A 12,582-nucleotide genomic window follows, 5' to 3' on the forward strand; every position below is an offset into this window, starting at 1 on the left:
TCTCCACAATAACGGTTCCCTGATTCATGACACCCAGCGCACGGCTTTCCGCCGCCATTGACCTGCTTGCCGCAATGGAGGCCACGCCGCAGCGCCCCGCCGATGCGCTGGCCAACGCCTTCTTTCGTGAGCGGCGTTATATTGGCGGCGGCGACCGCCGGGCCATCTCGGCACGCGTGTGGCGCGTGCTGCGGCACTGGCGCAGGCTGCACTGGTGGATTGAACGCGTGGGGGGCAAGGTCACGCCCCGCACGCTGGTGCTGGCCATGATGGCGCTGGAGCCGGAGGCGCGTGAAAACCCGCAGCATCTTTTTACGGGCGAGCGGTACGCGCCGCTGGGGCTGATCGGCTCCGAGAGCAGCCTTTACGCCCAGCTTGAAGGGCAGGGGCTGCTGCACCCCGACATGCCGCCCGCCGTGCGGCTGGAGGTGCCGGACTGGCTGCTGCCCCGCCTTGAGCGCACTTTTGGGGATGGGCTGGAAGCCGAACTCGCCGCCATGGATGGCGAGGCGACGCTTGACCTGCGGGTCAACCTGCTCAAATCCGACCGCCCCACGGCACGGGCCGCCCTTGAGGGGGAAGGCATCCATGCGGTTGATACCACGCTCTCGCCGTGGGGGCTGCGGGTTGCGGGTCGCCAGCCCATCACCTCGTGCGCGGCCTTTCGCAGCGGGCTGATTGAAATTCAGGATGAAGGCAGCCAGCTTGTGGTTGCCGCCGTGGGCGCGCGGCCGGGCATGCGCGTGCTTGACTACTGTGCTGGCGCTGCGGGCAAGACGCTGGGCATGGCCATGACCATGGAAAACCGCGGGCATATCGTGGCGTGCGATGTGTCCGAGCCACGGCTTGAAGGTGCGGTGCGCCGCCTGCGCCGCGCGGGCGTGCACAATGCCGAGCGCCACCTGCTGGTGGCGGGCGACCGCTGGGCGCGCCGCCGCAGTGGCAGCTTTGACCGCGTGCTGGTCGATGCGCCATGCACCGGCACCGGCACGTGGCGGCGCAACCCCGATGCCCGCCTGCGCCTGCGCGAGCAGGATCTTATGGAACTGACCGAGAAGCAGGCCGCCATCATGGACCGCGCCGCAGCCCTGGTGCGACCGGGCGGGCGGATGGTCTATGCCACCTGCTCCGTGCTGCGCGAGGAAAATGGCGACCAGATCGCAGCCTTTCTGGCCCGCAACCCGACTTTCTCGCTGGTCGTGCCCGATGGCGCGGATGATGACCTGCCCGCGGGGCTGAGCACGGATGGGCAGGTCAGCCTGACGCCGCGCCAGCATCATACGGATGGCTTTTTCGCCGCCATCATGCAGCGTGACGCGGGCTGAAATCCGTTTCCCGAAAAATCTTTTGGGGATGCTTTTTTAAGAAACTGTTTGAAAACAACTCATTGTTAAAAAAGACAAAAGTTTTGGGTGCCGCCTTTTTTCAAGAAGGCGGCGTTCTTCGCAGCTTTCTGAAAAAAGCTTCGCCAAAAACTTCCTTATGATGGCTGGATGTTTTCCGGGCTGACTTTTCAAACAGTTTCTAAAAGGCAGCGTTTTCAGCAGGCTCCGGGCCTGAAGCCCCCCTTCAGCCCAAACAGGCTTTACAAGCCATGCGCAACATCCCGCCTGCGCCATGCGGGTGCACAGGCAGGGCTGAATCCAGCCATCAACAAAGCGTCAGCACAACAAAAGAAAGTCAAATCGCGCCTGCGGGGTGTTTAACATTCGCGCCGTATTCTGTTGCGGCAAGAAATATTTTTGGCTTATCTATGACAGGCTGGTTCTGGCTTCCTGCCCTGAGCGTTATTGTTGCACATATACAGTGTCATGTGCCGAAAGTTGACGGGATCATGGATGCGGCACGGGGATGGGCGGGCCTGAAAGGTCGCGGCCCTCCATGATCCATCGGCAGGCTGGCACCAGCGCCATTTGCAACATTATGGGACATCGGGATGCAGGCAACAAACCTGGCAATTGGAATTCTGTTCGTGCTGGGCGGTGGCATTGCGGCCCAATGGGTAGCGTGGCGCTTCAAGCTGCCCGCCATCGTGCTGCTGTTCGCCCTTGGGCTGATCTGCGGGCCAGGGCTTGGCATCCTGCACCCGGCCACGGCCATCGGGCCGTATTTCCATCCGCTTGTTTCCATGGCCGTGGCGTTCATCGTGTTCGAGGGGGGGCTGGCGCTTGACCTGCGGCAGTGGCGTGAATCGGGCGAGGGCGTGCTGCGCCTGACGGCGGCGGCCCTGCCCATCAACTGGGTGCTCGGCTCGCTGGCAGCGCATTACGTGGGGCATCTGAACTGGGGCACGGCGTGGCTGTTTGGCGCTATTGTGGTGGTGACGGGGCCAACCGTGGTGCTGCCCCTGCTGCGCCACACCAAGCTGCGGCCAAGGGTGGCGGCCTTCCTGCGGTGGGAGGCGATCGTGAACGATCCCATCGCCGCCATCCTTGCCACCCTGATGCTGGAATGCCTGCTGATCAGTTCCAGCCACACATCCGATGCGTCGCTTGCAGCGGTGGAAATCGGGCCGCATCTGCTGTTCGCCACCATGTTTTCCATCGGGTGCGGCATTTTTCCTGCCCTGCTCATCAAGTTTCTCTCGGCGCGCGACCTGCTGCCCGAGATCCTGCGCATTCCCATGATCCTGGCCTTCGCCATGGGGGTTGCGGCCATCTGCAACCTGCTCATGCAGGGCGCGGGCCTCATGGCGGCCACCGTGTTTGGCATGGCGCTGGCCAACCTGCATGTGACCGGCATGTCGGAACTCCAGCGCATCAAGGAATCGCTGGGCGTGATCGTGGTCTCGTGCCTGTTCGTGCTGCTCACGGCGGACCTGCAGCGCACGGTGCTGGCCGAACTGTCCTGGCCGATCATGGCGTTGACATTCACGGTCATGTTCGTGGTAAGGCCGCTGGGCATTTATCTTTCCACCATCGGGGCGAGCATGTCGTGGCAGGAGCGGCTGTTCGTGGGCTGGATCGCGCCGCGTGGCATCGTGGCCGCCGCCGTGTCCGGCGTGGTGGGGTTGCAGTTGCAGGAGGCCGGTTACGCCGGGGCCAACATGATCACGCCCGCCGTGTTCGCGCTGATCGCCTCGACCATGATCCTGCATGGCTTCTCGCTCAGGCCGCTGGCCCGCGCGCTCAAACTGACCCTGTCCGATGAGCCGGCGCTGGCCATCATGGGGGCCAATGCGTGGTCCACCAATCTGGCCCGCGTGGTGCATGACCGGGGCGTGCCGGTGCTTCTGGTCGATACGTACGCGCCCGCGCTCAACAAGGCGGCGGGGCTGGGCGTGCCGGTGCTGCGCGCCGAACTGCTCTCGGTCGAGGGGCAGGAAAGCCTGGAGGAGCGCCCTGCCGACTACCTGATCGCCACCACGCCAGACGCCATCTATAACGGCCTGGTGTGCGCGCGCATGGCGCCTGACCTGGGGCGGCAGCGCGTGTTTCAGGTCAGTCCGGGCATAGCAAGGCTGGACCTGTATCACGGGCTGAGCCGGGATTCGCGCGGCAAGGTACTGGGCGAGCCTGCGTGGAATTTCTCGCTTATCGATTCCCGCTACGCCCAGGGCTGGCGCTTTGGCAGCTATATTGCCGATGAAACCATAAGCGAAACCCAACTGACCGATGGGCCGGCCATGCTGTTCATGATCATCCGCAAAGGCACGGCGATCTGGGTATTCTCGGCCGAGGATGCGATTCCGGCCGAACCGGCGGAAGGCGACATCATCGTGCTGTTCATGCCGCCGGGGCAGGATGTGAGCCAGACGGACCTGCCCGTGATTGATGGGCCTATCCCGGCGGCCTGACCTCGATTTCCGCAAGCCCCGCGGCCAGCAGGCGGCGCAGCGCGGGCTCGGGCAGGGCAATGCAGCCTTCCGTGGGGCGCCCGCCTTTGGGTGGGAGGTGGAGGAAGATGGCCGACCCCGCGCCGGAATGGACAGGCGCGTCGTTATAACCAAGCACCACCACAATGTCGTAAACGTGATCCTCGCGCCACAGTCGCTCATGCCGGGCGGGGTGGGGCAGGGTGACATGGCGGTTGTAATCGGGGCTGGCAGGGTCATCGCACCAGCCATCAAGCGGCGAGAGCGGCTCGACGGGCAGATGACAAACAGGTGATGCCACCCGGTCGGCGCGATAGAACACGCGCCGCAATGGCAGAATACCGGCAGGGGTTGCGTGATCTCCCTCGATTTTGCGGGTTTTTACGCCGCCCGCGCCGATGATGGCGGGCATAAACTCGCGAATGCAATGCAGTTGTGCATCCAGCCCTGTATTCGTTTGCAAAATAGCGCATATCATGAATTCCTCTGGATCGGGTCGTATTTATGTTATCTCCGGCCTCATCCGGCTGCATACGGCATCGGGGCTGGCAGGTCATGGGCCTGCTGGCCATGGGGTCGGGCATGAACAGCAAGACAGAGACCGGTTCGATAAAGGACCGGCCTTAAAGTGATAAAGAGGGTTCGATGGCAGGAGCACGTCCCATACTGATAGCGGACGACGATCAGACTTTACGTCAGATGCTCGTTGAACAGCTACAGATTGATGGTGAATTTGAAGCGATTGAGGCTGGCTCCGTCGCCGAAGCCTGGGAAAAGCTGCAGAAACCGGGGGCGCGTTTTGACGCGATCATCCTCGATGTATCCCTGCCCGACGGGGACGGCCGTGATTTCTGCGCCGACCTGCGGCGCAAGGGCAAGCGCATCCCCATCATCATCCTGACTGGCTCTGATGACGAGACGGACGTGGTGCGCGGCCTTGACGCGGGCGCCAATGACTATGTGGCCAAGCCATTCCGCATTGCGGAACTCCTGGCCCGCCTGCGCGCGCAGATGCGTATTTTCGAGAACAGCGAGGACGCGGTCTTCGCCATAGGGCCGTATATCTTCCGCCCCTCCGCCAAGCTGTTGCAGGAAACGGCCAAGAATCGCCGCATCCGCCTGACGGAGAAGGAAGCGGCCATCCTGAAGTTCCTGTACCGCGCGGGCACGCGCCCCGTGCCCCGGCAGGTGCTGCTCAACGAGGTCTGGGGCTATAACGCGGCGGTGACGACCCACACGCTGGAAACCCATATCTACCGCCTGCGCCAGAAGATCGAGCCCGACCCCACCAACGCCAGCCTGCTGGTGACGGAAGGCGGCGGCTACCGTCTCGACCCCGAAGGCGGCAAGAGCGCCCTCGCCTGAACGGGGCCGCGTTGACGTGTGAATTATGACGGGCCGCCCGGTTTCGGGCGGCCCGGTCGCGTTTGAGCCTATAAAAAACAAAAATTGTTGGTGAAGCTTTTTTCAAAAGGCTTCGAAGCACGCTGCCTTGCGCTCAGCCGTCGATATCGATCAGCACGGGCACATGGTCCGACGGCTTTTCCCAGTCGCGGGTGCTGCGCAGCACTTCCATGCCGCGCAGGGCGGGGCGCAGGTCGGGCGTGACCCACACATGGTCCAGCCGCCGCCCCCGGTTGGATGCACTCCAGTCGCGGTTGCGGTAGGACCACCACGTATAGAGCTTTTCATCCGGCGGTACGAATTCGCGCATGGCGTCGATGAAGCCGGTCTGCTGCCAGGCCAGCAGGCGTTCGGTTTCCTCTGGCGTGTGGCTGACGATCCTGAGCAACTGCTTATGGCTCCATACATCCTGCTCGAGTGGGGCGATGTTCAAATCGCCCACGAGCACGGTGCGCCGCATGTCACGCGCGGAGAACCATTGGCGTGCCTCTTCCACAAAGGCGAGCTTGTGGGCAAATTTGGGGTTCTCGACCGGATCGGGCACGTCACCGCCCGCAGGCACGTAGAAATCATGCACGTCAATCGCGTCAGCCCCCGTGCCATGGCGCACGGCAATGTGGCGGCAGTCACCCTTTTCGCACCAGTCCGGCGTATCCTCCAGCACGGTTACGGGTTGGCGTGACAGGATGGCCACCCCATTATATCCCTTCATGCCACGAAACACGACATGCCCGAAGCCAAGGGCGCGCACGTCCTCAAGCGGGAACAGGGCGTCAGGCACCTTGGTTTCCTGCAGGCAGACGATATCGGGCGATGTGTCCTGGCACAGCCGGGCAAGCAGCGGCATCCGCAGGCGGAGGGAATTGATATTCCAGGTGACGATACGCATATCGGCTGCATTGCCGATCCGTGGCAGGCTGACAAGAATATTTTTTTCTCCACACGGCGCGGCGCAGGACGAAAACAGGAACGAATGGCAAAAGGCGGCTGATATTTCCTGCAAAAATGCAATCCGATGAGCGGGACACATGGATGCCATAATTTGTCCACCTGTGGGGTTGACAGCCCTGAATCCGGCCTGTCGAGGAGCGGATTTTTTTTCCGGCCTCCGGCTTGTCCAATATAATTGTTTAAAAACAGTAGGTTGTTGTTAGTGATGTTTTTTTGGGCAATCCAAGTACAGGAACGGAAAACCGCCACCCGCACGTTTTTTTCGGCCCCTGCTCCACAGACTTATCCACATTATCGGTGGATGAACGGCTGCCGTCCATGACAACTGTCATTTCCGACGCACCGACCCGCCCGATGGGGGTGGACGCGATCCACCACGCCCTGCGCACCATGCCGCAGGCGCCCGGCGTGTACCGCATGCTCGGTGAAAAGGGGGACGTGCTGTACGTGGGCAAGGCGCTGAACCTGAAGAAGCGCGTGACCTCCTACACCCATGTCAGCCGCCTGACCGAGCGCCTGCGCCGCATGGTGACGGAAACGCGCGGCATGGAAATCGTCACCACCCATACCGAGGCCGAGGCCCTGCTGCTCGAGGCCAACTACATCAAGCGCATGCAGCCGCGTTACAACATCCTGCTGCGTGATGACAAAAGCTATCCGTGGATCATGCTGACCGACCGGCACGACTTCCCCCAGATCAGCAAGCACCGGGGCAAGCCGGTCAAGGGGGCCTCGTACTGGGGGCCGTTTGCCTCGGCCTGGTCGGTCAACCAGACGCTGAACCTGCTCCAGCGCACCTTCCTGCTGCGCTCATGCTCCGATAGCGAGATGCAGGGCCGCACGCGCCCGTGCCTGCTGCACCAGATCCATCGCTGCTCGGCGCCCTGCACCGACCGCATCAGCCGCGAGGACTATGCCGCGCTTGCCGCCCAGGCGCGCAGCTTCCTGGCGGGCAAGGACCCGGACATGCGCGAGCAACTGGGCCTTGAGATGGAACAGGCCGCCGAGGCGCTGGAATTCGAGCGTGCCGCCGCCATCCGCGACCGCATACGCGGGCTTTCGGCCCTGCAGCAGGATTCCAGCGTCATCAACCCCTCCAGCGTGAGTGATGCTGACATCATCGCCATCTGGCAGATTGCCGGGCAGTCCTGCATTCAGGTGTTCTTCATCCGCGCGGGGCGCAACAACGGCAACCGGGCGTTCTTTCCCAGCCATGCGCGTGATGAGAACGCGCCCGACGTGCTCGCCGCCTTCATGGCGCAGTTCTATGATGACAAGCCCCCGCCCGCGCAGGTGCTCGTCAACCAGGACCTGCCGGAGCTCGACGTGCTCACCGCCGCCCTGAGCCTGCGCCGGGGCCGCAAGGTCGAGATCCTCCACCCGCAGCGTGGCGAAAAGCGCGGCGTGATCGAGCATGCCGCCCTGAACGCGCGCGAGGCGCTGGAGCGCAAGATGGCCGAAAGTGCCGGTCAGGCGAAGCTTTTGCAGGGCGTGGCCGACCTGTTTGGCCTCGACGCGCCGCCCAAACGCATTGAAACCTACGATAACAGCCACATCCAGGGGGCGAACCCCTATGGCGTGATGGTGGTGGGTGGCCCGGAAGGGTTTGAAAAACGCGCCTACCGCAAATTCTCCATCAAGGGGCCGGTCACGCCGGGCGATGACTTCGCCATGATGCGCGAGGTGCTGGAGCGGCGCTTCCGCCGCGCGCTGAAGGACCGGGAAGAAGGCGTGCGCCCCGAGGACTGGCCCGACATCCTGCTGATTGATGGCGGGGCAGGGCAGTACACCGCCGTGCGCGGCGTGCTTGATGAACTTGGCGTGACGGGCGTGACCCTGGTGGGCATTGCCAAGGGGCCGGACCGCGATGCGGGGCGGGAGTGGTTCCATACCGCCGACCGGCCACCCTTCCAGTTGCCGCCGCGTGATCCGGTGCTGTACTACCTGCAGCGCCTGCGTGACGAGGCGCACCGCTTCGCCATCACCACCCATCGCGCCGGGCGCTCCAAAACGCTGGTGCGCTCGGAACTTGATGATATTCCCGGCGTTGGACCGGCACGCAAGCGCGCGCTGCTCAAGCATTTCGGCTCGGCGCGCGGCGTGCGGCAGGCTGGCCTGGGGGAACTGGAGCATGCGCCGGGCATCAACCGCGACATGGCGCGGGTCATTTACGGTTTTTTCCATCCCGACTGGACAGGAGAGTGAGCGGCTGTCATGCAGATGTGAGCCTGCAAACTGCCTGACAGGCGTTATCAGTATATTGGCTTTCTCCCTTTCTTGGTTATAGCAGTATCAGCATGCTTACCGACCTGCCCAACCTCCTGACCCTGTCCCGCATCATCGTGGTGCCGATCGTCGTGGCGCTTGTGGTCATCCACACGGCCCAGACCGATTGCGCCGCGTGCGTGCTGTTCATCCTGGCGGGCATCACCGATTACTTTGATGGCAAGCTGGCACGGGCGTGGAACCAGAATTCCGATCTCGGCCGCATGCTCGACCCCATTGCCGACAAGTTGCTCGTCGGCGCGTCGCTCATGGTCATGGCGGGGCTGGGGCGGCTGCCTTACGGGTGCCTGTACCCCGCCATCATCATCCTGTGCCGCGAGATCCTGGTCAGCGGCCTGCGTGAATATCTCGCCGCCACCCGCGTTGGCCTGCCGGTGACCAAACTCGCCAAATGGAAGACCGGATTCCAGATGACGGCGATCGGTTTCCTGCTGGCGGGCGACAGCACGGCGGAGCTGCTGCATATCGGCTGGTTGCCGGTCAATGTGCTCGGCGCCATCATGATGTGGATCGCCGCCGCCCTGACCCTGATCACCGGGTGGGATTATGTTTCCACCGGGCTGCGCCATGTGGGGCGCGGTACGTCGGGCGCCACCAAATTATCTTCCTGAGCTACATGAAAAATTAACGCGCTTCATGGCTGATCGTCCCTGCGGGCCATGCGCCCGCCGGTTTGGCGAGGGGGCGAGGGAAGAGCGTGGTGCGCAATGCAATGGTGCTGTCATTGCTGGTGGGGCTGGCAGGATGCGGCGGGTTCGGGCCGATCTTCGCCGATAATACCGAATTTCCCGGCAGCCTGCCCAATACGCCGCGCACGGAAGGCGAGAACATGCGCCGCGTGAGCGGGCAGGCCCCGCAGGTGCTGCCGATCATGCCGCAGGCGCGTAATATCTGGCCGGTTCTGCCTGATGGGCAGGCGGCTCTGGCGCAGGGGAACATGGTCGCGGCCATGCCGCCCGGCCGACCCGGAGGCGCTGCCGGGCATGACCTGCCGGCAGGCGGCGAGATGCAGATCGGCAACGATGCGGAAGGCGATGGGCTGCCCGGGCACGTTTCCGCATTGTCTTCGGGGCAGGGCGCAACGCATAAGGACGCAGCGGATGCGGCGATCATCGTGCCCAATGGCGATGGCACCACAACCGAGGTCAGCGCCGATGGCACGGTGCATGAACAGCAGGCCCCCTGACGTGACCCGCCCCCGTGGGGCGCAGGGCCTGCCCTGAGTGGGAGAGAAGAGCGGAATGCTACGCATTCTTTATTTTGCATGGCTGCGCGACCGCCTTGGCCGCTCTGGCGAGACGCTGCCCCTGCCGCAGGGCGCGCATAACGTGCAGGACCTGATTGCCGTCCTGCGCGCGCGTGGGGGAGAATATGCCGCCATCTTTGCCAGACCCGAGCTGATCCGCGTGGCGGTGAACCAGAGTTTCGCCACGATTGCCGCCCCTATTGCCGCGCATGACGAGATTGCGTTCTTCCCGCCGGTTACAGGGGGCTGAGACCATCATGCCGCGTGTCACGATCCGCGTTCAGGCCGAAGTGTTTGATAGTGCCCATGAAACCGCGCTGCTGCTGCGCGGGCACGAGGATGTGGGGGGAGTCGCAACCTTTACCGGAATCGTGCGTGGCGGCGGCGGGCTGGTGGCGCTGGAACTCGAGCATTATCCCGGCATGACCGAATCCATGATGCGCCGCATAGCGGAATCGGCATGCGTGCGATTCGGGCTGGTGGGCTGCACGGTCATCCACCGGGTTGGCAGGCTGGCGGTGGGCATGCCCATCGTGCTGGTGCTGTGCGCCTCCGCCCACCGGGGGGCCGCACAGGAGGGCACCGCCTTCATGATGGACTGGCTCAAGACCAGCGCACCGTTCTGGAAACGCGAGGAATTTGCAAGCGGGCACAGCGCCTGGGTCGAACCCCGCGCGCAGGATGAGGCGGCCAAGGCACGATGGGGCAGCCTTACGGCGTGAGGCAGAGGGGAAGAAAAATTAAAAAAATAATCTTTCCCTAAATGCCTTGACGCTAAGCTTGCCGCTGATTCGGAACAACGCTCCCCATTTTTCCGCCCTACATTATGTAGTGCAAAGCAGCATGAAATAGTCCATATATAGGGGCATATCATAAAACCCCGTTCCACCACGCAGGCGCCCGAAAGGCCCTGCGTGCCTTGGCGCGGGCCGATTACGGAGAATGTAAATGGTCCTGGATGACGTATCCGGCGGCATGGCCGATCGTTCTGCCAACGGGGATGGGATCGTCCAGGGAAAGGACAGTACGCCCATGCCTGACACGTCTGACATGCTGGACAGCGTGGTCCAGCTTCCCGGTCATCATCCCGTGCGCGTGGACCGTTCCCGCGATGCGCTGCTCACGGCGTTTGGCAAGGCAACGCTCAACAACCGCTACCTTCTGCCCGATGAGAGCTACCAGGACCTGTTTGGTCGCGTGGCCTCGTATTACGGGGCCAACCCCGCCCATGCCCAGCGGCTGTATGACTACATCTCGCGGCACTGGTTCATGCCGGCCACGCCGGTGCTTTCCAATGGCGGCACCTCGCGGGGGCTGCCCATCTCGTGCTTCCTCAACGAGGCCAATGACAGCCTGCGCGGCATCGTGGACCTGTGGAACGAGAATGTGTGGCTGGCCTCGAAGGGCGGCGGCATCGGCTCCTACTGGGGCAACCTGCGCTCGATTGGCGAGAACGTGGGCCGCAATGGCAAGACCTCGGGCGTCATTCCCTTCATCCGGGTCATGGACAGCCTGACCCTGGCCATCAGCCAGGGCTCGCTGCGGCGCGGCTCGGCTGCGGTGTACCTGCCGGTCTGGCACCCCGAGATCGAGGAATTCATCGAGCTGCGCCGCCCCACCGGCGGCGACCCCAACCGCAAGGCGCTCAACCTGCACCACGGCGTGCTGGTGTCGGACGCGTTCATGCGCGCGGTGGCCGATGATGATGAATGGGCGCTGCTTTCCCCCAAGGACAACACGGTCATCCGCAAGGTTTCGGCCCGTGCGTTGTGGATTCGCATCCTGACCGCGCGCATGGAGCAGGGCGAGCCGTACATCATCTATTCCGACCATGTGAACAACGCGCGCCCCGAGCACCACAAGCTGGCGGGGCTTGAGGTCAAGACCTCGAACCTGTGCGCCGAGATTACGCTGCCCACCGGCATGGACCACCATGGCCGCGAGCGCACGGCGGTGTGCTGCCTCTCCTCGCTCAATCTCGAGACATGGGATGAGTGGAAGGATGATCCGCAGTTCATCGAGGACGTGATGCTGTTCCTCGACAACGTGCTGCAGGACTTTATCGACCGCGCGCCCGATGACATGGAGCGCGCCCGCTACGCCGCCATGCGCGAGCGCTCGGTGGGGCTGGGGGTGATGGGGTTCCACTCCTTCCTGCAGGCCAAGGACGTGCCGTTCGAGAGCGTCGTGGCCAAGAGCTGGAACCGCAAGATATTCCAGCACATCCGCGCGCAGGCCGATGCCGCCTCGCGCAAGCTGGCCGAGGAGCGCGGACCCTGCCCGGATGCGGCGGAATATGGCGTGATGGAGCGTTTTTCCAACAAGATGGCGATCGCGCCCACGGCGTCGATCTCGATCATCGCGGGCAATGCCAGCCCCGGCATCGAGCCGATCGCGGCCAATGTGTTCCTGCAAAAGACGCTGTCCGGCTCGTTCACCGTGCGCAACCGCCACCTTGACAAGCTGCTGACCCGAAAGGGCCGGAACACCAGCGATGTCTGGTCGTCCATCACGCTCAACAAGGGCAGCGTGCAGCATCTCGACTTCCTGACCCAGCAGGAGAAGGACGTGTTCAAGACCGCGTTCGAACTCGACCAGCGCTGGGTGATCGAGCATGCGGCGGATCGCGCGCCGTTTATCTGCCAGGCGCAGTCGGTCAACATCTTCCTGCCCGCCAACGTGCACAAGCGCGACCTGCACCAGATCCATTACATGGCCTGGAAGCGGGGGGTGAAATCGCTGTATTACTGCCGCTCGCTGTCCATCCAGCGCGCCGATGCGGTGAGCGATGGCCAGGAAAAGCGCGACGTGCCGCCAAAGGATGGCGGCAGTCCCCCCGCGACATCGGGCGATTATGAGGAATGCCTCGCCTGCCAGTAAG

11 protein-coding genes are annotated in these 12,582 nt (G+C 63.4%); 9 read left to right on the top strand and 2 right to left on the bottom strand.

Annotated elements, in window-relative coordinates; genetic code table 11:
* Positions 1–26 precede the first annotated feature (26 nt).
* Both GXY01S_RS06305 and GXY01S_RS06310 read left to right on the top strand, forming a co-directional pair.
* Positions 27–1,325, top strand: coding sequence for an RsmB/NOP family class I SAM-dependent RNA methyltransferase (locus GXY01S_RS06305; RefSeq protein WP_061273221.1), 1,299 nt, complete (start codon positions 27–29; stop codon positions 1,323–1,325).
* Positions 1,326–1,936: 611 nt separating this feature from the next.
* On the top strand, positions 1,937–3,796 hold the full coding sequence (locus tag GXY01S_RS06310; RefSeq protein WP_061273224.1) for a cation:proton antiporter: 1,860 nt from the start codon (positions 1,937–1,939) through the stop codon (positions 3,794–3,796).
* Here GXY01S_RS06310 and GXY01S_RS06315 read toward each other — a convergent pair.
* Positions 3,780–4,292, bottom strand: a complete 513-nt coding sequence (locus tag GXY01S_RS06315) for a L,D-transpeptidase family protein (RefSeq protein ID WP_169797731.1) — start codon at positions 4,290–4,292, stop codon at positions 3,780–3,782. The genes GXY01S_RS06310 and GXY01S_RS06315 overlap by 17 nt on opposite strands.
* Before the next feature lie 167 nt (positions 4,293–4,459).
* Between GXY01S_RS06315 and GXY01S_RS06320 the strand changes: the two genes are divergently transcribed.
* A complete protein-coding gene (locus GXY01S_RS06320; RefSeq protein WP_061273227.1) occupies positions 4,460–5,179 on the top strand; it encodes a response regulator transcription factor in 720 nt (239 codons plus the stop codon).
* A 133-nt stretch (positions 5,180–5,312) separates the two neighbouring features.
* Here the strand turns inward: GXY01S_RS06320 and GXY01S_RS06325 are convergent, their stop codons facing one another.
* Complete coding sequence (locus GXY01S_RS06325) at positions 5,313–6,107, bottom strand: exodeoxyribonuclease III (protein ID WP_061273294.1); 795 nt, start codon at positions 6,105–6,107, stop codon at positions 5,313–5,315.
* 380 nt (positions 6,108–6,487) lie between these two features.
* Between GXY01S_RS06325 and uvrC the strand changes: the two genes are divergently transcribed.
* The 6 genes from uvrC (at position 6,488) to GXY01S_RS06355 (ending at position 12,581) form a co-directional block, all read left to right on the top strand.
* A complete protein-coding gene (gene uvrC / locus GXY01S_RS06330; protein WP_061273229.1) occupies positions 6,488–8,374 on the top strand; it encodes an excinuclease ABC subunit UvrC in 1,887 nt (628 codons plus the stop codon).
* A gap of 92 nt (positions 8,375–8,466) precedes the next feature.
* The gene (gene pgsA, locus GXY01S_RS06335; RefSeq protein WP_061273232.1) at positions 8,467–9,066 is read left to right on the top strand and encodes a CDP-diacylglycerol--glycerol-3-phosphate 3-phosphatidyltransferase; all 600 of its coding nucleotides are present in this window, start codon (positions 8,467–8,469) and stop codon (positions 9,064–9,066) included.
* Between the two features lie 101 nt (positions 9,067–9,167).
* Positions 9,168–9,641: a hypothetical protein gene (locus GXY01S_RS06340; protein ID WP_061273235.1), complete on the top strand. Its 474-nt coding sequence runs from the start codon at positions 9,168–9,170 to the stop codon at positions 9,639–9,641.
* Between the two features lie 55 nt (positions 9,642–9,696).
* Entirely contained in the window at positions 9,697–9,951 is a 255-nt protein-coding gene (gene moaD / locus GXY01S_RS06345) for a molybdopterin converting factor subunit 1 (RefSeq protein WP_061273238.1), read from the top strand.
* Positions 9,952–9,958: 7 nt separating this feature from the next.
* Positions 9,959–10,423: a molybdenum cofactor biosynthesis protein MoaE gene (locus GXY01S_RS06350; RefSeq protein ID WP_061273242.1), complete on the top strand. Its 465-nt coding sequence runs from the start codon at positions 9,959–9,961 to the stop codon at positions 10,421–10,423.
* 310 nt (positions 10,424–10,733) lie between these two features.
* Entirely contained in the window at positions 10,734–12,581 is a 1,848-nt protein-coding gene (locus GXY01S_RS06355) for a ribonucleoside-diphosphate reductase subunit alpha (RefSeq protein ID WP_242501330.1), read from the top strand.
* The last annotated feature ends 1 nt before the right edge of the window (position 12,582 follow it).

It is taken from the genome of Komagataeibacter xylinus NBRC 15237 (assembly GCF_001571345.1).
Classification (GTDB): domain Bacteria; phylum Pseudomonadota; class Alphaproteobacteria; order Acetobacterales; family Acetobacteraceae; genus Komagataeibacter; species Komagataeibacter xylinus.